The 21,116-nt window shown below is 32.7% G+C and carries 23 protein-coding genes; 6 read left to right on the top strand and 17 right to left on the bottom strand.

Annotated elements, in window-relative coordinates; all coding sequences use genetic code 11:
• Positions 1–15: 15 nt before the first annotated feature.
• From Q5Y73_RS08865 to Q5Y73_RS08850, 4 genes are all read right to left on the bottom strand, one after another.
• Positions 16–633: a hypothetical protein gene (locus Q5Y73_RS08865; RefSeq protein ID WP_305991502.1), complete on the bottom strand. Its 618-nt coding sequence runs from the start codon at positions 631–633 to the stop codon at positions 16–18.
• Between the two features lie 16 nt (positions 634–649).
• Positions 650–1,270, bottom strand: coding sequence for an HAD family hydrolase (locus Q5Y73_RS08860; protein ID WP_305991501.1), 621 nt, complete (start codon positions 1,268–1,270; stop codon positions 650–652).
• 334 nt (positions 1,271–1,604) lie between these two features.
• A complete protein-coding gene (locus Q5Y73_RS08855) occupies positions 1,605–2,180 on the bottom strand; it encodes a TetR/AcrR family transcriptional regulator (RefSeq protein WP_305991639.1) in 576 nt (191 codons plus the stop codon).
• A gap of 247 nt (positions 2,181–2,427) precedes the next feature.
• A complete protein-coding gene (locus Q5Y73_RS08850; RefSeq protein ID WP_305991500.1) occupies positions 2,428–5,091 on the bottom strand; it encodes an efflux RND transporter permease subunit in 2,664 nt (887 codons plus the stop codon).
• 248 nt (positions 5,092–5,339) lie between these two features.
• On the opposite strand from Q5Y73_RS08850, the gene Q5Y73_RS08845 reads away from it, so the two are divergent.
• Positions 5,340–6,314 carry a serine hydrolase domain-containing protein gene (locus Q5Y73_RS08845; RefSeq protein ID WP_305991499.1) on the top strand — a complete coding sequence of 325 codons (975 nt, stop codon included), beginning with the start codon at positions 5,340–5,342 and terminating at the stop codon, positions 6,312–6,314.
• 169 nt (positions 6,315–6,483) lie between these two features.
• Here the strand turns inward: Q5Y73_RS08845 and Q5Y73_RS08840 are convergent, their stop codons facing one another.
• Entirely contained in the window at positions 6,484–6,939 is a 456-nt protein-coding gene (locus Q5Y73_RS08840) for a GNAT family N-acetyltransferase (protein WP_305991498.1), read from the bottom strand.
• A 224-nt stretch (positions 6,940–7,163) separates the two neighbouring features.
• Between Q5Y73_RS08840 and Q5Y73_RS08835 the strand changes: the two genes are divergently transcribed.
• The 3 genes from Q5Y73_RS08835 (at position 7,164) to Q5Y73_RS08825 (ending at position 9,214) form a co-directional block, all read left to right on the top strand.
• Positions 7,164–7,505 carry a hypothetical protein gene (locus tag Q5Y73_RS08835; protein ID WP_305991497.1) on the top strand — a complete coding sequence of 114 codons (342 nt, stop codon included), beginning with the start codon at positions 7,164–7,166 and terminating at the stop codon, positions 7,503–7,505.
• Between the two features lie 267 nt (positions 7,506–7,772).
• Positions 7,773–8,285: a sigma-70 family RNA polymerase sigma factor gene (locus Q5Y73_RS08830; RefSeq protein WP_305991496.1), complete on the top strand. Its 513-nt coding sequence runs from the start codon at positions 7,773–7,775 to the stop codon at positions 8,283–8,285.
• Between the two features lie 5 nt (positions 8,286–8,290).
• Positions 8,291–9,214 carry a hypothetical protein gene (locus Q5Y73_RS08825; protein ID WP_305991495.1) on the top strand — a complete coding sequence of 308 codons (924 nt, stop codon included), beginning with the start codon at positions 8,291–8,293 and terminating at the stop codon, positions 9,212–9,214.
• 216 nt (positions 9,215–9,430) lie between these two features.
• Here the strand turns inward: Q5Y73_RS08825 and Q5Y73_RS08820 are convergent, their stop codons facing one another.
• The 9 genes from Q5Y73_RS08820 to Q5Y73_RS08780 all read right to left on the bottom strand — a co-directional run bounded on the left by Q5Y73_RS08820 (position 9,431) and on the right by Q5Y73_RS08780 (position 16,450).
• A complete protein-coding gene (locus Q5Y73_RS08820; protein ID WP_305991494.1) occupies positions 9,431–9,754 on the bottom strand; it encodes a Maf family protein in 324 nt (107 codons plus the stop codon).
• Positions 9,755–9,990: 236 nt separating this feature from the next.
• Positions 9,991–11,475, bottom strand: coding sequence for an aldehyde dehydrogenase family protein (locus Q5Y73_RS08815; protein ID WP_371320174.1), 1,485 nt, complete (start codon positions 11,473–11,475; stop codon positions 9,991–9,993).
• Between the two features lie 34 nt (positions 11,476–11,509).
• Positions 11,510–12,859, bottom strand: a complete 1,350-nt coding sequence (gabT, locus tag Q5Y73_RS08810; RefSeq protein ID WP_305991492.1) for a 4-aminobutyrate--2-oxoglutarate transaminase — start codon at positions 12,857–12,859, stop codon at positions 11,510–11,512.
• A 523-nt stretch (positions 12,860–13,382) separates the two neighbouring features.
• Positions 13,383–14,054: a DUF1294 domain-containing protein gene (locus Q5Y73_RS08805; protein WP_305991491.1), complete on the bottom strand. Its 672-nt coding sequence runs from the start codon at positions 14,052–14,054 to the stop codon at positions 13,383–13,385.
• Positions 14,055–14,105: 51 nt separating this feature from the next.
• Positions 14,106–14,588: a riboflavin biosynthesis intermediates N-glycosidase gene (gene ybiA / locus Q5Y73_RS08800; RefSeq protein WP_305991490.1), complete on the bottom strand. Its 483-nt coding sequence runs from the start codon at positions 14,586–14,588 to the stop codon at positions 14,106–14,108.
• A gap of 44 nt (positions 14,589–14,632) precedes the next feature.
• Positions 14,633–15,124, bottom strand: a complete 492-nt coding sequence (locus Q5Y73_RS08795) for an NUDIX hydrolase (RefSeq protein ID WP_305991489.1) — start codon at positions 15,122–15,124, stop codon at positions 14,633–14,635.
• Entirely contained in the window at positions 15,114–15,662 is a 549-nt protein-coding gene (locus tag Q5Y73_RS08790; RefSeq protein ID WP_305991488.1) for a GNAT family N-acetyltransferase, read from the bottom strand. Before Q5Y73_RS08790 ends, Q5Y73_RS08795 begins: the two co-directional genes overlap by 11 nt.
• A 35-nt stretch (positions 15,663–15,697) precedes the next feature.
• Positions 15,698–16,243 (bottom strand): GNAT family N-acetyltransferase, encoded by a 546-nt coding sequence (locus Q5Y73_RS08785; protein ID WP_305991487.1) that lies wholly within the window; start codon positions 16,241–16,243, stop codon positions 15,698–15,700.
• Between the two features lie 51 nt (positions 16,244–16,294).
• Complete coding sequence (locus Q5Y73_RS08780) at positions 16,295–16,450, bottom strand: DUF5071 domain-containing protein (protein WP_305991486.1); 156 nt, start codon at positions 16,448–16,450, stop codon at positions 16,295–16,297.
• A gap of 312 nt (positions 16,451–16,762) precedes the next feature.
• Between Q5Y73_RS08780 and Q5Y73_RS08775 the strand changes: the two genes are divergently transcribed.
• Complete coding sequence (locus tag Q5Y73_RS08775) at positions 16,763–18,454, top strand: flagellin N-terminal helical domain-containing protein (RefSeq protein WP_305991485.1); 1,692 nt, start codon at positions 16,763–16,765, stop codon at positions 18,452–18,454.
• 116 nt (positions 18,455–18,570) lie between these two features.
• Here the strand turns inward: Q5Y73_RS08775 and Q5Y73_RS08770 are convergent, their stop codons facing one another.
• From Q5Y73_RS08770 to Q5Y73_RS08760, 3 genes are read right to left on the bottom strand one after another with little or no spacing between them, the layout of a single operon-like run.
• On the bottom strand, positions 18,571–19,092 hold the full coding sequence (locus Q5Y73_RS08770; protein ID WP_305991484.1) for a GrpB family protein: 522 nt from the start codon (positions 19,090–19,092) through the stop codon (positions 18,571–18,573).
• 39 nt (positions 19,093–19,131) lie between these two features.
• Complete coding sequence (locus Q5Y73_RS08765; protein WP_305991638.1) at positions 19,132–19,602, bottom strand: GNAT family N-acetyltransferase; 471 nt, start codon at positions 19,600–19,602, stop codon at positions 19,132–19,134.
• Between the two features lie 59 nt (positions 19,603–19,661).
• On the bottom strand, positions 19,662–20,177 hold the full coding sequence (locus tag Q5Y73_RS08760; RefSeq protein WP_305991483.1) for a GrpB family protein: 516 nt from the start codon (positions 20,175–20,177) through the stop codon (positions 19,662–19,664).
• Between the two features lie 214 nt (positions 20,178–20,391).
• On the opposite strand from Q5Y73_RS08760, the gene Q5Y73_RS08755 reads away from it, so the two are divergent.
• Entirely contained in the window at positions 20,392–21,033 is a 642-nt protein-coding gene (locus Q5Y73_RS08755) for an SDR family oxidoreductase (RefSeq protein ID WP_305991482.1), read from the top strand.
• Positions 21,034–21,116 lie beyond the last annotated feature (83 nt).

The raw sequence follows: 21,116 nt of genomic DNA, 5'->3' as shown, positions 1-21,116 counted from the left end.
TTTTTGCTTTTTTGTCTACTCTCCATCCAATTCAAAGAGAAATTCTTCATTTATATCCTCTTCATAAACAATATCTCCATTACTGGATAATAACTTCATAGTAAATTCATACCCGTCTTCTTTTGTCACAAATAAATACCAAATTCTATACCCAGATCCTTGAACTAAGTTCACAGTCTGCTCCTCACCTGTTAAATGACTTAGCATTGTTATAGTTTCAATATTAGGGTTATTAAGCACTCCAACAAACATAGGAAAAGGAGTATCTCCAATCGGCGTGTCTTTTGTACTAGGAAAATACATAGATGATATAGAATCTACATCCATAAAAAATTTATTTTCTGAATAACTAGGAATCGAACCGCTCCCACCATAACCCCGTGTCCATCCCATCCATGACTTTTTAACAAAATCAACATTGAGTTGCTGACTCTCTTCACCCGTATCTCTTGAATACATCAGTATTTTATCGCCATCTACATCCATCTCGTGTAAAATAAATCCGATTTCATCTCTTACTTCTTCAATAGCTTCAATAGGTGTTTTGGTATAAGTCCCAAATATATTTAAAAGAAACAAAATACTTATACTAATAGCTAGTAGAATGATATATTTTGCGCTTATAAATTTCATAACATCTCCTTTTCACCTACAATATATTAAATAATTCCTCTAATGAATTTATTATATATTTCGGTTCCTCATGTCCAATTATTTTTAAGTTATTGCGATTGTAAAAGCAAAAATCAATCTCAGCATTTTTTGCTCCTTGAAAATCATGTAATATAGAGTCTCCGATGTATAAAACCTCATCATTTAATCTGTTTAATTGCGTAAATGAAATATCAAAGATCTGTTTATTTGGTTTCATAACTTTTACTTCATCTGAGATGACAATGGATGATAAATATGGAATCAATCCACTGACTTCTAACCTTTTCCTCTGAGAGTCACTATATCCATTCGTAATAAGTCCAAGTGAATATTTTGGATGCAAGTAACTAATCAATTCTATCGCATTTTCTTCATAATAATATGTACTGCAAAAATAACTCCAATAATGATCTGCTAATGACTTGCTTAGTAATTTTTCAAAGTTAAGTTTATTTAATGTTTTTTCAAATGAATGTTCAAGTATTGCTTCACGGTTTAAATTCAGTTCTTGACGATGCTTCCAATAATGAGAATTATATTTCTGATATATCTCCCAAAAAGACTCCCAAGGATTTACATCGTTAAGAAGATCAAATTTATGACATACCTTTTTCAAAGACTCTGTTTCACATAAAGGGAACCTTTCTTTCAGTGGGGGTATTATATCCCCGCTGAAAGTTAGTTGAACTTATCAGGTGATTACAGTCCGTTATTTCCCTCATATAGAAGAGAGAGTCTTACGGAATGTTGAAACGTGATAAATGATAGTTTAATAGTGTATTGTCTAAATCAAAAATAATTGCCTTATACATTCACCAGTCACTCCCTGTTTGTTCAATAGATGCTTTAAATTTGTTCAATAGCATAATCATATCAAAACTTGCTTCAATTGGATATTAAATCCATCAAGCAAAAAAAATAAACCACAGTGAATCGTGGTCTATTAAAATCTATTTTTCTTTTACAGTCCAGTGAAATAAAACATGCAATTTCTTTTTGATGCCCTCATAACAGTCTTCAAACGATTTTTCCTCAATATAAAAATAACTAATATATTCAAATACGATTGCACTTGTTACGATTTCTGCCGCTTCCTTTGTATCATAATCCTCTGTAAAAACACCTATTCCTTTATATTTCAGCAGCAACTGTTCTATTTCACCAATGGATTGGTAATCATTTTGCACAATCATTTCTAAAAATTCGGGATTTGTTTTGTATTGGTTGAGCGAACCTACGATAATTTCACGCATAAATGACTTATCAAATAAACGCATTCCCTCAGAAAATTGATCAATGTATTTTAATATCGCCTCCTCAACAGTGAGGTTCATATCTGCAGTGTTTTCTATATTTACCCCTTCATTCATTGAGATTTCATCCATCATAGAAGCATATAAAATTTCTAATTTTGAACCAAAATAATTGAAAATCGTTCCTTCCCCAATCCCAGCTTTTTGAGCAATTTTCTTTGTTGTAGTCCCGTCGTAACCATGAGTTAAAAACAACTCTTTTGAGACTTGAATAATTTTCTCTCTCGTTAATTGTTTTTTACTCTCTCTAATTCCTGATATAGTGAAAACTCCCTTCTCAAATATGAGGCACTTATCTTTATATCATAACTGATTCAAGTTAAGGGTGAAACATATGGATCGAAAATATTTTAATTATAGAACATAAAAAATAAAACAAAAGCTTCTCCATAATAGAGAAACTTTTATAGGGGTGCATTTTAATTTATTTATCATTCGCAAATGTGTTTTATCATTACGCTTAATGTGCTGAATTGGCATCATTTTTTGCGTTGTCTATTTTAATTGAGGAGACTTCTCTTTCTTTAAGAAAGATTGGAAGTACAATGACCGATAGTAAAAATGCAAACCCAACTCCTATAAATAGTGCTGTTCCTAAAGAAGATAACCCTCGATAACTTGCAAGCATTAAAGATCCGAATGCTATCATCGTTGTCAGCGTAGTGATGAGTATTGCTCTCCCAACACTTGCAAACACTTCAATTAAAGACTGATTGGTAGATTTGTAACGATGCAGTAAATGTACTCCATCATCCACCCCAATTCCAATAATGAGAGGCAATGCTAAAACATTAAGGATATTCCATTTCAATCCCAGCCATCCCATCATACCAGATGTAAGTATTAACGCCATGATTAGAGGAATGAAAGCCATTAATGCATACTTAAAAGATCTAAAATGTAGGAGTAAAATTGAAAATAATGCAGCTAAAACGATGATTCCTGTTTTTACAATTTCACCTTTAACAGAATCATACAAAGCCTTCATAAATACGGGCGTACCTGTAAATCTAGGATCCTTTTCTTGTAACATTTGTATGAAAATATTCCCTTTTTCATTTTTCAACTCTTCCCATATGTTAAAGTTCGGGTATGCCGTCAGTAAAAAATGCTCCCCATCCTCACTTACTAATTGAGATTTCAAATCATTTGGCAAATCATCAACCTCAAGTATTGTAGCATCCATCATTTGCTGACTTTTCTTCTGAAGAAGTGTATAAAAGTCAAATTGAATTTGTTCAAACTGTTCTGTAGACATGTTTTTTATCTGCTCTTTAAGCAGTGTTATATTTGAAGGTTTATCATCATTTTCTAGAAATAGTTTACTTGCTTGTTTTAATCGACCTGACTCTGTTTGTTCATAGAAAGTTTGCATTGTATGTTCAATACCTGCAATTCCCTGTAGAAACTCCTCTTTTGATGCAGCATAATAAGGTATTGGATTAGAAAGAAATTGTTCTATATTATGAATGGCTTCCAACCGTTGTTCTTGCACCTCGGCTTTAGGTAATATTTCGGCGATACTCAGTACGGCAGAAACAGATTCCTCAGCTTGTAACTCTTCATTTAATTCATAAATTTCTTCCAAACTATCCATTTCAACTAGCAGCCCTTCAGAGCTTAATCCAAAATCCTCACTCATTTTATTCAATAATTCAATAGATTCTAACCCTTTTGGCTCTAAATTCAGCATATTAAGATCAAATTCATTGTCTGTAGACTTAAACCCTACAATTCCAACCAAAACGATAACAGCACATAACATAATATAACGATTACGATGGCTATAAGCTGCTAATTTACCTAGTACTTTATATTCGCCTTTCACTTTAGAAATATTTTTTTGTTTACCCAAAAGTAGTATGGAGGGTAGGATAAGAAACACAGCTAGAACCGTAGTTAATATTCCAGATCCCATTACAAAACCTAGCTCCTTCAACATATCTAATGAACTAGTCATCATGACAAAAAAAGCGAAGGCTGTTGATAGTGCTCCTATCAAAATACTTGGTCCAACTTTTAAAAGCGTATATTCTATGGATTCTTTTTTATCTGCTCCTTTGCTCCTTTTTTCTGTAAATCCGCTTAATAGATGGAGTGAGAAATCAATCCCAAGCCCAATTAGGATTACGAATGTAAAAACTGTGACCATATTTAATTTTCCAATCACTAAAGAAACCAACCCAAAATCCCATATTACCCCGATAAAAAGTGGTATAAACGCCAAGATCGGGACAGAAATCATACGAAATGCTGCATAAAGTAAAATTAATATTCCTATCACAGCAACTCCAGAAGTCAACATCGTATCCTTTTCTGTGCTTTCTAACTCGTCTTTAGCAACAACATGCATTCCGGTTAATCCATAACTAACCCCGGGCATTTCGTTTTCAATCTGAATCAATTCATCTACTATAACATTCACACCGGGAGCTACTTTCTCAAAATCTATAATGTCAAATGTTGGCTGAATCATCATCAATACTTGAGTACCATCAATAGACCTTGTATACGGATCACCAAAAACTACCCGATTCACACCTGTATTTAATAATTCTAGATCCATATCAAGCAGAGAGTAAAAAAACCAATCCAGCCCAATTAAAGATGCTGTGATCCCCTTCTCTTCTTGTTCTGTCAGTACATTTCCATTATTTATTTGATCTGATATTCCGTTGTAGCTCATGTTCAAAAAAGATAAATAACTTTTTAAATTAGGATCACTCAACCCAAACCCAGTCATTTCAATTGTATTTTCATCCATCAACATCAAACCATTTTCAATAAGAAATTCTTCATTCACCTCAGAAGAAACACTTTTCACATATTCATTTAGTAGAAGCAACCTTTCCTTGGCAACATCAACTGCTTGATCAAGTTGTAATGGATCCTCCGCTTCCACAATGACAATAAGGTTGTTTAAAGTTGGGAAATGTTCCAAGATATCATCATACTGCTTTACAGACGGATGATCCTTAGGTGTGAGTCCAACCCAGCTCATCTCCATTTTTAAACCGGCGGATGCAAATCCCATTAAAACAGTCACCATAAGACAGATAACTAATACTGTTTTTGGTTTTGTTGTAGTAACACGGAATACAAAAGTAAAAAATTTGTTCATCATTTGAGTTTCTCCTCCTTCTAATTCCCACAATCATTCTTTATTTCACCAAACATGGATCTAATAAAACTTTGATGAATAATGAAATACATAAATATGAGTGCACTCATTAATGAGTGTACTCATATTTTAAATCTATAATTTTCCATTGTCAATCATTTTTCAAAACTTACATTTGGAAATTCAATTGTTGACACTCTACCATAGTTTGACTATATTAAATTTAAATCTAGTCTAAAGGGGAAATGTGTATGGTACATAAAATAAACCAATATTTGACCGATTTATCTGAACGTCAACAATTTAATGGAGCCTTTTTCATTTCAAAAGATGGTGAAGTTGTTGGTAGTGGTGGTATTGGTATGGCTAATTTTGAAGATCATATACCAAATCAAAGCAATACTCAATATTATGTTGGGTCCATCACCAAAACATTCACTGCAATTGCAATAATGATGCTTCATGAAAAAGCTTTATTAGATCTACATGAAAGTTGTGAACGTTTTTTCCCTGAATATGAACATAGCAACAAAATCACCATTCACCATCTATTAGCACATGGTTCAGGCGTTCCTAATTTTTTTGATCCAGAAGACTTTCTAGATACCTTTACTCAAAGAATGAGTGTAGAACAGATTTTGGACCTTTTTATAGATAAACCTTTAAATTTCGAACCAGGTGAAAAAAGTGAATATTCAAATTCTAACTACATATTGTTAGGGCTTATCATAGAGAAAGTCACAGGACAACCCTATCAAGACTATATTGATCAACATATTTTAAAACCTTTGAATATGGATCAAACTGGATTTCCAGAAAGTGCTACAGGAGGGGGAAACTTAGCCGAAGGTTATGAATGGGTAGAATCCAAACTACAAAAAATACCTGTAATCCATTCTACTAATTTATATGCGTCTGGAGAAATGTATTCAACAGTTCAAGATTTGGCTCTACTAGACCAAGTTTTATACACTGACAAATTACTTATGGCAAGCTCAATTGAAAAAATGCATCGATCCTATTTTGATCCATTCGGTTATGGGTGTACATCAGGAGAGAATCTAAATAAAAAATATGTACTATTTTCCGGTGGTACGATAGGTTATACATCTCTAGTTCTGCGATATGTTGAAGAAAAAGTTACAATTATAGTTATTAATAATATCAGCCACAATTTGAATGTTGTTGCAGAAGAATTGTCAAGAATCGTGCTTAATGAGGAATAGAGTATAAAATATACTAGCAATTAGATAATTCAAATCATCTAAATAAAATAAACTCTGACTTAGAACCTGTCAGAGTTTATTTGTGCTTTTTCATATATATTTCATTAACAAACTCAAATCATGGGATTTCCGAGTAGATTCCATTTGACTTGCTAAGTTAACTACAAAATTATAATTCCTTTGTCATAAATGCGCTATTTGGGTCTTCTATGTAATCTGAAAACGGCTTACAAAATCCAAACCCAAAACTTACATATAAATTTCTTGCTGGTTCGAAAGCATCCATTGATCCTGTTTCCAGACTTAAACGCTGATAACCACGTTGCTTAGCTTCCTCAATAATGTGTTGAAGGAGTCTTCTTGCAACCCCTCTCTTTAAATGTGATGAAGACGTTCGCATTGATTTTATCTCTCCATGTTGACCATCTAGTTCTTTAAGTGCTCCACATCCAAGTAATTCCTCTTCTTTCCATACACTCCAAAAAGTAATTTCTGGTTTTTTTAATTCGTCAAGATTTAGAGCATGTATACTTTCTGGTGGAGAATGTAAAGTCATACTATGAAGATGCTCCATTATTAAGTCACGTATTTCAGGTCCAGTTAAATCATCTAATTTAATATTCATATAAAAACCCTCCACTTCTCTCTTTAATTTTTTATTATACATTTAGTCATGATTAACTAACAATACTAGCTAATTAAATAACATATAAATTTTACAGCAATAGAGTTGAAAGATTCAAGCTATGCTGATCTAAAATAACAAAATGACTAATAATTGTTGAAGTATGAATAAGAAAGAATTATATCATAATATGATTATAAAAATAATGAAAAAGGAAGTTATACATGAAATTCCTATACTGGTTATTAGTGGGTGGATGGTTATTAATCATATATATATTAGCCGACATTTTTTGGGAAAGCTTTGGCTGGTGGGTTTTATTATTTTTTATACCTTTATTTCTTCTAGGAGAGTTTCTAATGAATAAATTATTTCCCAAAAGAGAAGAAATACTTAGCCGTTCTGTTCTTAAAAGAACCTTAAAGAAAGAATTAAAAAAACCTTTAAGAACGTTTGAAGATTATCAATACTTAGCAGGTCTTTATAATATGCTCTCTCAAAACGAAGAAGCAATACGAATAATGGAGAAGGCTATTCAGAATAAACAGTTTACTAATTTACTCTAATTAGAAATACTTTGACAGAACTCTCCTCCCTTTATTGTATCTCATTAATATATAAATACCTCTACTTTCTATTAGCTTCTTTCTCACTTCTCCTAAATGAAACTTTATCAGATATCAAAATTTATTTTCCACCTAAAATGAAACGGCTCAACAATCATGGAAATAATTAGAAACTTTTTTAAAACAAAAATTTGAGACTAAATGAACTAGTTCTCAGTCTAATTAGTAACATTGAAATTTCAATAACAAAATAAAAGGAGTGTAAAAATGGCTATTGGTTTCAGCAAAAACAAATTACTTAGAGAAAAGGAAGAAAGCTTTCTGTCCTTGATACATGAAAACCAAGAGAAACTATATAGAATTGCATATAGTTATGTGAAAAATAAAGATGATGCGTTAGATATAGTTCAAGAAACAGTATATAAAGCTTATATTTCTTATCATAAAGTAAAAAAAATTCAATATGAAAACACTTGGTTAACTAGAATTTTGATTAATACATCAATTGATTTTATAAAGAAAAATAATAAGGTTGTATCAATGGACATGGAATTCATTGAAAAAACAAGTGATTTTAACAATGACAATTTTCACCAAACAGTAGAAGTAAAAGAAGCAATTGAGAAATTAAATGAAAAGCAAAAGACAGTCATCATTTTAAGGTTTTTTGAAGATATGAAACTAGAGGAAATTGCGAAAATATTAGAATCGCCAGTAAGTACTATAAAGTCTACTCTATATAGAGCATTAAACGAAATGAATATTACTTTAAAGGAGTAAATGATATGGATAAAAAAAATTTGTATGAATTACAAAAAGAATACAAAGAGATCCAAATTCCTTCTGAACTTAATAATGTCGTACAAACAGGAATCGAAAGGGGAAGAACTAAAATGAATAAAAGAAGTAGTAATAAGTTTCTAAATATATGTGCTAGCTTTGTTCTAGGTTTAGCGTTATTAACGGCAAGTGTGAACCTATCACCTACTTTTGGCCAATCACTAGAAAATATACCTTATATGGGGCAATTAGTAAAAGTCCTTCAATTTAATAATGGTAAATCTGATGGCGGAACAATAACAGATGGGTCTGATATAAGTGGATTAGATTCTTTTGAAAAAGACGGATACGAAAATATTGTGATCAACTTCTCACAAGGTGATATGTTGCAAAGTGATGTACCAGCATATGAAGTAAGATATGATGAAATTCCATATGCTATGACCCTAGAGATTTGTGGAGCTAGAAATTTTTCAGCTGAAGAGGACTTCAATAAAATACTAGAAAGTGAATATGTGAAGGATATTTATAAACTGGTCACTTTTGATGATTCTTGTATGAGATTTGTAATTGAGTTCGATCGACCTGTGGAATATAAGATAGAAGAAAGAAAGGACCCTGCAAGCTTAGTCATTTCATTAAAAGAAGATGAAAAAGTTGAGGAAAAGAAAATATATTCATTAAGAACTGAGTCTTATGTTAAAGGATTTTTTGCAGCTAGTTCAGAAGAAAAGCTGTATACGATTGGTTATGATAAATCAAGAGTACTAAAAGATGAAAGTGGTCTGTTTTATATAGAAATTCAATCTTTTGAAACTAAAGAAGAAGCAGAACAAGAATTAGAGGAGTTAAGTAAGGCAACAGATATAAAGATGTTAATTGAAGAAAGAACGGGAGTACAAGAACCACAGAGTTTTCCATCAGAATAAAATGCATTTTATATAAGTAAAAAACTTTTTAAAATTTACTTGAATAAAATACAAACGGTGACTCTAATAAAGAGTTACCGCTTTTTCATATTTTATTTTTTGGTAATAATTTTTTTGTATTTACACATAATATACATTAATATTTATCTAGCCGATCTTTCAGATAATATTATGATTCAACTGAAAAATCAAATTTTCGCTTTATTGAATCTATCTTCATATAGGAGTAATGTTAGTTAAATACCATTGACCGAACTTGTCCAGGCTAGAATCTTTTTTTAGGTTTGCATACTTTTCAAAATCCATCTCATTAAATTGAGCTAATGTTTTATTAAATTGTTTAGGTATGAAAATATACCATAAGTCAGACCATTTCTCTTTATTGTCTTGCCCTTGAATGGACTCTGCGATATAACCAGGAGATTCACTTTCAAAATACTCCATTCTTTCGCCATCATAATAAGCCAATATGCTGTATAAATAATATGTTATAGGCAAGTAAATCATATCTTTATAAAATAGGCTTAAGTTCTTTCGCATACTTTCCTCATAACCCAACAATGAAATATAACATAGATCAATTTCACTATGTTTTCTAGCGTATTAATTAAAGGTAGGCATTGGAAGTCGATAGTTCTATTATTTACCAAAGAATGCGTTCATCAAAGAAAAAAAGCCACCAAGTACGATGGCCGGTAAGTCATCTATACTATAGTGGCATTACTAATGTTCTAGTAATTAAAATACTAATGAAAAGTACTCAGATTAATTCCTAATTATGAAAAATCAACATCAATTTGAGCTCTTTGCAAATCTCCACTGTAATCGATGTAAATTGTTTTCCACTCACAAAAGGTATCCAAAGCCGCTTGCCCCGCTTCACGTTTTCCATTTCCAGTATTTTTGGTTCCACCAAATGGCATCTGAATTTCAGCACCCGAAGTACTGTGGTTAATATATACGATTCCTGTATCTACTCTTCTAACGGCTTTCATGGCTTTACTTAAATCTCTAGTAAAAATGGCTGAAGATAATCCATAATCCACAGAATTATTTACTTCAATTGCCTCTTCAAATGTATCCACTGAGATGATAGATAATATCGGGCCAAAAATTTCTTCCGTTGCATATTTACTTGAAGGAGATACCGGACCTATGACAGTTGGCTCGAAAAAGTACCCTTCCTCACCAATCTTATTCCCTCCACAATGAATCTCTATACCTTCCTTTTTTGCTAGTGCAACGTAGTCCTCCACTCTTTTTATAGCTTCACTATTAATTAATGGACCTACATTTACTTCGTGATCTATTCCATTTCCAATTTTTAAAAGAGAGACTTCCTTTAATAATAATGGTGTAAGTTCCTCGAGAACAGATTTTTGAACTATAACTCGACTTGTTGAAGTACATCGCTGACCTGTTGTACCAAATGCTCCCCATGCAATGGCACGAGCTGCTAAGGGCAAATCAGCATCTTCCAACACGATAATGCCATTTTTCCCACCTAATTCTAACGAAACTTGCTTATGATTTGATGCACAGGATTGATAAACCTTTTGCCCTATATGAGTGGAGCCAGTGAAAGAAACTAAGGAAATATCAGGATGTGTTACTAGCGTATGACCTACATCCCCATCCCCTCCAACTATAAGATTGATTACACCCTTAGGTAATCCTGCATCCACCATGCATTTTACAAAAGCAGCAGCAGTAGCTGAGGTATTCGGTGAAGGTTTCCAAACAACAGTATTTCCAATTATTAAAGAAGGGAATATTTTCCACGAGGGAACAGCAATTGGAAAATTAAATGCTGAAATAGCACCAATGACTCCTAATGGTTCTCTTACTGCCATCGCCATTTTATTCGGAAGTTCTGAAGGTACAACTTCTCCAGTTAACCTTCTTCCTTCCCCTCCCATATAATAGGCCATATCAATGGCCTCTTGAACTTCTCCTTCAGACTCTGTGATTACTTTCCCCATTTCTAAAGTCATAAGCTCACTTAACTCTTGTTTTCGCTTCTTTAGCTCCTCAGCTATTTTATACAGGATCTCTCCTCTTTTTGGGGGTGGAAAACTTGACCATTCTTTAAACGCTATTTTAGAAGATTCAACCGCACGCTGCACATCCGCTTCTGCTGCAATATTTACAGTGGATACATGCTCTAGAGTTGCAGGATTCACATTTGTAATTGTATTCTCATTGTAATCATCCCATTGTCCATCAATAAAATTGCTTACTTTGATCACTTTATTATTCATCATTATAACCACCCTTTTATCTTTAAATATCAATCTATGATTGAACCGTCTCAACTGATACAATAACTTCAGTAATTATAGCTAGCGCCTCATCCAATTGGTCTTCTGTAATGATTAGAGGACATAAGAACCTTAATACATTACCGTAGATTCCTGCCTTGAATAAAATGACACCTCGTTGAACACATTCATGAATGATTTTAGTTGTTTGTTCCGAAGCGGGCTCCCTCGTAGCATGGTCATTGACTAGTTCAATTGCAACCATAGCTCCTACACCTCTGATTTCACCAACTAATGAGCTTGTTTTAGATAGAGATTCAAAAGTTGCTCTAATCTTTTCTCCTATCTTGATTGCTTTATCTCCTAAATCCAACTGGTCGTACGTATCCAATACAGCAAGCCCTGCAGAACATGCAACTGGATTCCCTACAAAAGTTCCACCAATTGCTCCATCACCAGCAGCATCCATAATTTCTGCTTTTCCTAATACACCTGATAGTGGCATTCCTGCAGCAATAGATTTCCCTATTGTAATTAAATCAGGCTCTAATCCAAAATGTTCTGAGGCAAAAAACTTCCCAGTTCTTCCAATTCCCGTCTGTACTTCATCAACGATAAATAGAATCCCTAAATCTTTACACAACTGTTGAACCTGATTTAAGTATTGTTTAGGAGGCACAATGAATCCTGCTTCACCTTGAATAGGCTCTATAATCACAGCCGCTGTTTCTTCTGCCGAAACTCTGTACTCAAATACATTTTTCAATTGTTTCATAGCTATTTCACATACTTCTTCTTCACTTGGAAAACTAGGCCAGCGATAGACATATGGATAAGGAATTCGATATACCTCTGAGGAAAAAGGACCCATCTCCGCTTTATAAGGTCTCACTTTACTAGTTAAAGATAATGCCATGTATGTCCTACCATGAAATGCACCTTCAAAACAAATAACTGCCTTTTTATTTGTGTACTTTCTAGCAATTTTTATAGCACTCTCAACCGCTTCAGCACCCGAATTTAAAAAACAAGCTTTTTTGTGAAATGTCCCTGGAGCTTTCGAACAAAGCTGTTCTGCCAGATCAATATATGGCTCGTAAGGAATAACTGTAAAATCCGTATGAGTATATTTTTTAGCCGTTCTGGTAATTTGATCAATTACTAATGGATTGCTGTGCCCTACATTTAAAGAGCCCACTCCACCTGCCAAGTCAATAAAAGTATTATCATCCAAATCTCTAATCACGGCACCTTTTGCTTCTTTAATAATAGAGGGAACTAGACTTTTTTTGACTTTTGCTTCAGCAACAAAACGTTCCATTTTATCCATTATTGCTTTTGATTTTGGTCCTGGTAAAGCTGTTTTTATGTTCGCGTATTTCAAAATAGATCACCTCTTTTTTGGTTAGTTTCATTTGGATACAGACTTCTTTCCAGTTGAACGTAACACCCCCAAATAAACCACTATTCCTTAAAGGCAAGAGGTTACAAACAATGATTACATATTTAATAAATACGTTTTTTGGCAGAAAAAAAGAACATGTACACATTACATTTTCTTTTCATCTACTCATATAGCCCCTTAGAAGATGCAAATCCTCTAGCTATTTTGTAAGCCCTTTCATTTTATAAAATATAACTACTCATCCTTGCCTTTAATTACTTATATTGTAAATTAAGACTATCTACTGGTCAATCATTATTTTCCATATTAATGGTCTTTTTTACAATATATTACTTTAATGCGTTGTAGCTTCATCACTTCATGCATCTAACTTGTTAATCTACTAAAAATACTGACATGCGGTTATGAAAGATTGAATTACTACTGGGATATCCCCCTATTCATGAATAAAGGCACATCTCTTATTAGAGAAATGCACCTTTATAAAAAATTATTATTCTTTCTACAATTCACTAGAAACTCCTCTTGCAAAACCTTTTGCAAAATCTATTGTAAACCCTAATGTAAATGGTAAGGATAATAGTATGATAGCTTTTAATAAAGAATCAGAGTTTAATACTCCAATTACACATTCAAATCCCATCCATATAAAAACATAAGCATTGATGAAATATAACAATATTCGATACCAGGGTGAAATCTTCTTTAAGAGAAGAACGTAAGTGATCGATAGATACAAAATAATAGCAATAATCGTCCAAACGGATGACCAATATACACTAAGACCTATTTCCCCTCTACCTTCTATAAAAGGATATAAAAGAATAAAAAGCAAACCTCCACCTTCCGCTTTATCAAATAAAGATGACATATAGGGCAATATTTCATCACTTAAAACATTTTGTAAAACAATTATGCATGAATATGTAAGTATTGTAATCGCTGGTATACCGTAACGAAATTTACTTTTTAATGTCTTATGTCTTAGGAATTTCATTGCGATTAACGCTCCGATTCCTCCACCTAAACAAGCAGTAATAAACAACCTTCTTTCTGGAATTCTATATTGCTGATTTATCGCTTTATGTTTATCAAAAGCAAAATTCGCAAAAGCAAATATATTAGCTACTGCTAGATAATATAAAGATAGATAGGCAATTTTTTCCGATAACAACAAACTTTCACCTAGCATTTTGTATGATCACTTCCTTTGTATAGCGACGGATTATTCTTTTTTTGCAATGATATCTTCCCTTACTTGCGTTAATATTTCCCCTAACCAATTAGTACCTTTCCATGTTTTGCGATCTAATATTCTTGGATCGTCTTCACTTAATCCAACTCCCCAAATCGGGTCAACTGGACTAGCTTCTACAATAGTAGTTCCTTTCGTTTCCAACAGCTTTTGTTTAAGTTGTTTGTTTTGAGTGAATTTCGCATAATTTCCATCATATACAACCTGTTTGCAATTTGCTTCCCAAACGTCTTTATCGAAACCTTTCACTTTTCTTCCTAATTTCTTCTGTTCACTTGGAGAGGAGCTTTTTAGTATTTTATCAGCAATTTGATGATCATCAAATAATTTCGCTTTCTTATACATCATATACTGTTCTGCACAATTAAACAGAATTCCATCTACTGTAATATGACATCTATGCCACTGTGAAAATGGAGATGCTGTCCTCCAGAAGAATGTAAATTTTTCCACAATATAACCTCCATTCTAAAGTAATTTTTTTTACTTCAACACACTTATCTGTCTAAAGCTTCTTTCAGAATGATATTCACTAATTTGTGATCATTTATAACAAAAGGTACTTCACTAGGTTCAACCCATATTCTTGTGATAGATTCATTTTCCCGGGCAAATGGAAAACATTCAGTTACATTCACCTTGTAAAATAACTGATAACCTATTCTAGGATACTTACCTTCAGGATCATACTGAGGATTGTGCTCTTGATTCACTTCAATAAACCCTAAATATTGACTTTCACCATTCACATATCCTTCTTCATATATCTCTCTAAATAGTGCTTGTTCAGGAGTTTCACCTTGATCTACGTGTCCTCCCGGATGATTAAACCCTCTATCTTTTATATGTACTAATAAGATTTTATTTTCGTAAAAACAGATGCCATGGACACTAGTAACTTTTTCTATTGAAGGATATTGATCTGTTGGAAACCATGTTAACTTTATTGCATGTCCATCCCAGTTTACATGAGTTGAATTATTTATCATTTAGAACATCTTTCAAAGATGGACATTCTTCTCTTAGCAAAGAGAATAGTTGAACATCCTGATATACTCCTCTTGAAAAGATCCCTTTTCTTTTTACACCCTCAAATATATATCCACACTTTTCAGCTACTTTACGACTACCAATGTTGTTGACATTCAATACGATTTCGAGACGTTCAATCGGTTTCAAATCAAATAAATACGATGAAAAAATACGGAGTGCTTCCGAAGTAATCCCTTTTCCCATATCTTCTTTTTTATATATTTGATAGCCGATCTCATATCCTGGCATATATCTATCATTTTTAAAATATACTATATCCCCTAGCAACTTACCTTCTTTATTAGTAATAAGCATTTTACCATGCTCCTCATCCCAAAAACCTGTTTCTTTAAACTTTTTTTGAAAGTCAGTCTGTGATATTAAATGAAGCGTCAGAAATTCCCCTCTCTCATTTAGATTACTAGTTAGATTATACAACTCCGCAATGTCTTCCTCTCGAATTGTTCTAAGAACTAAATTTTTTCCTTCGATCATAATGTGATACCCTCCTTTTTAGTAATAATGAATAATTATAAGTTCATAACCTCAGATAACGATGGACTTTCCCCTCTTAGAAGTGACAATAATTCTAAATCCTGATATGCTCCGCCTTGAAAAACGGCATTCCTTTTAATTCCCTCAAACTTATAGCCACACTTTTCAGCTACAATACGACTGCCAATATTGTTGATATTAACTACAACTTCAAGTCGTTCAATCGGCTTTAATTCAAATAAATAGGATGAAAAAATTCGAAGTGCTTCCGTTGTATACCCTTTTCCCATATCCTCTTTTTTATATATTTGATAACCAATCTCATATCCAGGGAGATAAGATACACCTTGAAAATAAGTAATCTCTCCAACTAACCTCTCATTTCTATCAGTGATTAGCATTGTACCGTATTGATCATCCCATAGACCTGTCTCATTAAATCGCTTATAAAAAGCTGTTTGAGAAGGGAGTCTAAAGTGCCAGAATGCTCCTCTTTCAGAAAAATCACTTGTTAGTTGTATAATCTTATCAAGATCGTCTTCCCTTATTGTCCTTAGTATAATGTTTTTTCCTTCGATCATAATATGGCTTCCTCCAAATCTAGTATCTTGTTACCAATAAAAATATTTTTATTATATATTATTTAAAAAATCAAGTACCAACTTATCAAGCCCTGTCTTTTTTCCATATTTTCCTGGTTTATCTACAAGTCTCAATGATATTTCTTCAGCAATCGGCCAATTCATATCTTGAATCCATTCCATTAGATTTGGGAGTATGGTAATCAAAATATCATCATCCAAATTTTTTATATTCTCTACTCTCTCAAAGTCTGTTTATCTCTAGGTAAATAGTCATCCAAGATATACATTTGCAGACTCTTACTCCTTTAAATGTTTCATTATTTCACACTCTTTAAAAGCTAATATTACCATTAAATCACAACTTTTTCTAAACTATCATTATACCTTTACAACAAAATTCCAAATAATCAAAATGATTCTATTATTATCCTGATAAAAAATAGTTCAAAAGTACTAATATTTTAACTATTGACTACCGATATATTTATTATACCCTTTTAAACGGAGTGTTAATTCATGATCATTTCTCACAATCTAACTGCAATAAATACATTCAATTCTATGAAAAAATTAAACAACAAATACTCAGGAACATATGAAAAACTATCTTCTGGCTTTCGAATTAACAGTGCTTCTGATGATGCAGCAGGTTTAGCTATTTCAGAAAAAATGAGGGCACAAATTATAGGATTACAGCAAGCTCAGAGAAATATTCAAGATGATGTTTCATTAATCCAAACTGCTGAAGGTGGTTTGGCATCTATACAATCTTCTTTACAAAGATTGAGAGAGCTTGCAATTCAATCATCCAATGATACATTAACTCAAGAAGATCGTGAATCTATTCAGGAAGAAGTTACACTAGGTTTACAACATATTGATGGTACTGCAGATCAAACTAAATTTAATAATATCGATCTACTAAATGTTGAAGTAGTAACAAATGTAATTGGTTATTCAGATGAAATCACTTGGGAGAATAGTAACTACACAGGCTTTGAAGATACCACATTCTTTAGTCTTGATTGGAATGGAGAATTTTATATTGCAGGTGGATATGACGGTCAACTTCTTAAATCATATGATGGTGACAATTGGTTTGATCCATTAGGCTACCCTAATGGATTAAACATTCATAGCATTAATTGGGATGGAGAAAACTTTTTAATTACAGAATCTAATCACGTATATACCTCTCCTGATGGAGTAACAAGAATAGGATACTACTTTAAAAATAACAATGGCGGTTTTTTTGATTCTAATTTTGTAGGTGGAAAATATATAACTGTAGGTGATTCAGGATTAATTGCAGTATCTGATAGTTCCACTGGTCCATGGAACGAACAAATATCAGGAACTTCTGAATTATTAAATAGTGTTGCATCCAACGGAGAAAATTATGTTGTAGTTGGTATGAATGGAACCATTCTCACTTCAGTTGACGCGATCAATTGGACAGATAACTCCAATATTGCTGTTGGTCAAATAAACAACGTGATTTGGGCAGACAATCAATACATAGCTACATCACATAGTGAAATTCTCACCTCTCCAGATGGTGAAAATTGGTCTGTTCATAACATTGATTTTATAGCAACTGGTATTATATATGACGGAAACAAATTAATCGCTACTTCCAATCATAATGTATATGAGTCTAGTGATGGAATTAACTGGACAGAAAATAACAATGGATTATCAGTAAGTGGCGGTTCTATTGAAGATATAGTATATACTGGTGATGATTACATGATGATCGGTCGTGGTGGATATGCTTTCAAGGGAACAAAAGAAGCAATAACAGAACAAATAAAACCAACACTCTCACTGCAGATTGGAGCAAATGCTCAAGATTCATTTTCACTTGAACTTATTGATGTCAGAACTTTAACATTAGGAATTGATCATATAGATTTATCAACAGCAGAAAATGCAGAAGAATCGCTTGACAAAATAGATTCAGCATTGTCTACGGTGTCTTCAGAAAGATCAAAGTTGGGTGCATATCAAAATCGATTAGAACATGCATTATCCATTTCGATCAACTATGAAGAAAACCTTTCATCTGCTAAGTCACGTATAATTAATGTAAATATGGCTAAAGAGATGATGGAAATGACTAAAATGAATATTCTATCTCAAGCTTCACAGTCCTTGTTAGCACAAGCAGTACAAAACCCTCAAGCTATTTTAGAATTACTTCAATAAAACATTGCATGTTTATATGTATATAGTAGATGCCAATACATCTTTTTCATCAGAGAGAAACTACGTTCAAGACTTTGTTATCAAAAGACCTTTATCGTATTCAGACCCATAAAAAATCACTGACAATCATTCTCTTTCTTTGCTAATTCAATTATATTTAATATAAAAGGCTCCTTTGCCTTCGTATACTGAACCCGATCATTTTTGTGCACATCCGATAGCTGCTCTTTCAGTAATTGATATTTCCTCAGTACTTTTGGATGCTTAATTAAATAGTTTTTAAACAGTAGATTAGATAGCCAGTGTGAACCATTATGTTTATACACATGTAAATGATGAGTCCCTGCACGCCACTTCCCTTTTCGTAAAAATAATCTTTCTTGAAAATCCGGATGATGCACATATTCATAACCTATATTTTTCAATTCATCCTTGTAGGTTTGATTCAAGTCTTTCAGATCCTTAATTCCTACCATGATATCAATCGTGGGTTTAGCTTTTAATCCAGGTACCGATGTACTTCCTATATGTTCTATTCCTATTTGAATAGGTCGTAGCACTCTCGTTATTTTCTCTTTTTCATGGTTGTATTCTTTCTCCCACTCAGAAGTGTACTTAGATAAAATGACTTCTTCCATTCATGAATTTCTCCTAATCGTTATAATTATACAAACAATTTATAGCTTTTTAACCATCTTATAATTCGTCAACTCCACATGATTCCGCTCTACAGTTTGAGATTTAATCACAACATAACCTCGTCTTTCAAAAAAAGGTTTCGCTGTAATACTTGCTTCTGTATCCACTTCTTCAATTTTCCTTCTCTTTGCTTCAACTTCGAGTATATCTACTAGAGCTGAGGCGATACCTTTCCCCTGTTCATTTTTATGAACATATAATCGATATAAATGTCCAGTTATTGTTAAATCACTAAAACATACAACAGTGTCATTTATTTTAGCAACATAAGAAATATTCTGATTCAAAGAAGATTTCCAAATCTCCAATTTACTCTCCTTATCAGTTTTAGGTGCCCATACGTCTAGTTGTTCTTGAGAATAGTCTTGAGCATTTACAGAATGGACAGTATCATAAAATAATGAAATAATCCCATTAATATCTGTTTCTTTGTACTTTTCAATTTTTATTTCTTTACTCATGATTTCTATCTCCTTATTCAAATAAGATAAAAGCCCACAACCATTATTTATAAAACCTTTTTTAAAATACCTGTAACAAAATCATTTTTACCTTCAATATAATGATCTATATTATACCGATGATCTTCAGCCAATTTATATTTCAATGCTGCGTATTGCTCCCTTGCTGTTTCATTTTCACGAAGATAATCCCTTAAGGCAATATGCTCTAAATACCCTTTGCCATCTTTAGGACACACATACAAATGATATTTCATGTACCCATCATCTAAAGTGCGTTTAAATGCTTCACGCCCTTCAACCCCTAGGTTGCCTTCATGTTGAAAACCTTCCTTAGCTAATCGTTCTATCACCTCTGGCAAAACATCATAACTTTCAATCACCACATCTACATCTATAATTGGTTTCGCAGCTAATCCTTCAACTGATGTACTTCCTACATGATCAATTTTTATAATCAAATCACTTATATAACTTAAAATCATAGATTTTATTTTTTCAAATTCAATCTTCCATTCTGGATGATAAGGAACGATTTCAATGACTCTTGTTCTTTCAACCATATTGTTATCACTCCCCAAGATTTTGGATTTTTCATATAAAGCAAAAACTCCTACCAGAATCTCCTTAAGATGTAATCAAATACTTCTTTATAATACAAAGTGATTCTTTACTAATATTTTCTATATTTTTCTTATAAGGATATAATGGATATTATAACGAATTTGGAGCAATTTATATATGCGTTGTTTCACATTTTAAAGGAGGAATTTCGTTTTGAAAAAAGTATTAGTCATCGGAGCCAATGGTCAAGTTGGAAAACATATTGTTCAACATCTTATAGAAAGTAAATATGCTGCAGTAGCTATGGTAAGAAATGAAAAACAGCTTTCTGATTTTGAATCCTTAGGTGCACAAGCAGTAATCGGTGATTTGGAGAAGGATTTTTCTCATGCTTATTCTGGATGTGATGCAATCATCTTTGCTGCGGGATCTGGAGCCCACACTGGTTACGATCAAACCATTTTAATAGATCAAGAAGGAGCCATTAAAGCTGGTGAAATTGCTGAAAAATTAGGGGTTAAACGTTTTGTCATGTTAAGTTCATTAGGGACAGAAAATCCAGAAAAAGGACCAGAGTCATTAAAGCCATATTTATATGCAAAAAAACGTGCTGATGAAGTCCTTAAACAAAAAGATCTCATTTATACCATCGTAAGACCAGGCAGATTATCAAATGAAGATGGTAACGGATTAGTTCGAATAGAAAAAAGATTATCAGATGTATCGGGCAGTATTTCACGTCAGGATGTGGCTAAAACTTTAGTGGAATGTGTAGAAAATGAAAATACATATTATAAAATCTTTGAAATGTTAAGCGGTGACCAAACGATTACAGATGCTTTAAATGCATTATAAATCAAACAATTTAATATGAACTATTCTAATTCTCTTCTTGGTGCATTTGTTATATTACCTTAAATTGAATGTTGGTGGTAGGT

Origin of the sequence: Chengkuizengella axinellae (assembly GCF_030730905.1) — a bacterium.
In the GTDB taxonomy this organism is placed as follows: domain Bacteria; phylum Bacillota; class Bacilli; order Paenibacillales; family KCTC-33759; genus Chengkuizengella; species Chengkuizengella axinellae.
Note: the sequence above shows the minus strand (reverse complement) of the source record. Positions and strands in the feature narration are given on the sequence as shown.

Excerpts from the sequence above, each read along its gene's own strand:
- Q5Y73_RS08820 (WP_305991494.1), bottom strand. The coding sequence starts at position 9,754 with ATGCGAAAGAACTTAAGCCTATTTTATAAAGATATGATTTACTTGCCT.
- Q5Y73_RS08815 (WP_371320174.1), bottom strand. The coding sequence starts at position 11,475 with ATGAATAATAAAGTGATCAAAGTAAGCAATTTTATTGATGGACAATGG.
- Q5Y73_RS08865 (WP_305991502.1), bottom strand. The coding sequence starts at position 633 with ATGAAATTTATAAGCGCAAAATATATCATTCTACTAGCTATTAGTATA.
- Q5Y73_RS08825 (WP_305991495.1), top strand. The coding sequence starts at position 8,291 with ATGGATAAAAAAAATTTGTATGAATTACAAAAAGAATACAAAGAGATC.
- Q5Y73_RS08790 (WP_305991488.1), bottom strand. The coding sequence starts at position 15,662 with ATGATCGAAGGAAAAAATTTAGTTCTTAGAACAATTCGAGAGGAAGAC.
- Q5Y73_RS08830 (WP_305991496.1), top strand. The coding sequence starts at position 7,773 with ATGGCTATTGGTTTCAGCAAAAACAAATTACTTAGAGAAAAGGAAGAA.
- Q5Y73_RS08835 (WP_305991497.1), top strand. The coding sequence starts at position 7,164 with ATGAAATTCCTATACTGGTTATTAGTGGGTGGATGGTTATTAATCATA.
- Q5Y73_RS08845 (WP_305991499.1), top strand. The coding sequence starts at position 5,340 with ATGGTACATAAAATAAACCAATATTTGACCGATTTATCTGAACGTCAA.
- Q5Y73_RS08760 (WP_305991483.1), bottom strand. The coding sequence starts at position 20,177 with ATGGTTGAAAGAACAAGAGTCATTGAAATCGTTCCTTATCATCCAGAA.
- Q5Y73_RS08785 (WP_305991487.1), bottom strand. The coding sequence starts at position 16,243 with ATGATCGAAGGAAAAAACATTATACTAAGGACAATAAGGGAAGACGAT.
- Q5Y73_RS08795 (WP_305991489.1), bottom strand. The coding sequence starts at position 15,124 with ATGATAAATAATTCAACTCATGTAAACTGGGATGGACATGCAATAAAG.
- Q5Y73_RS08840 (WP_305991498.1), bottom strand. The coding sequence starts at position 6,939 with ATGAATATTAAATTAGATGATTTAACTGGACCTGAAATACGTGACTTA.
- Q5Y73_RS08770 (WP_305991484.1), bottom strand. The coding sequence starts at position 19,092 with ATGGAAGAAGTCATTTTATCTAAGTACACTTCTGAGTGGGAGAAAGAA.
- Q5Y73_RS08850 (WP_305991500.1), bottom strand. The coding sequence starts at position 5,091 with ATGATGAACAAATTTTTTACTTTTGTATTCCGTGTTACTACAACAAAA.
- Q5Y73_RS08775 (WP_305991485.1), top strand. The coding sequence starts at position 16,763 with ATGATCATTTCTCACAATCTAACTGCAATAAATACATTCAATTCTATG.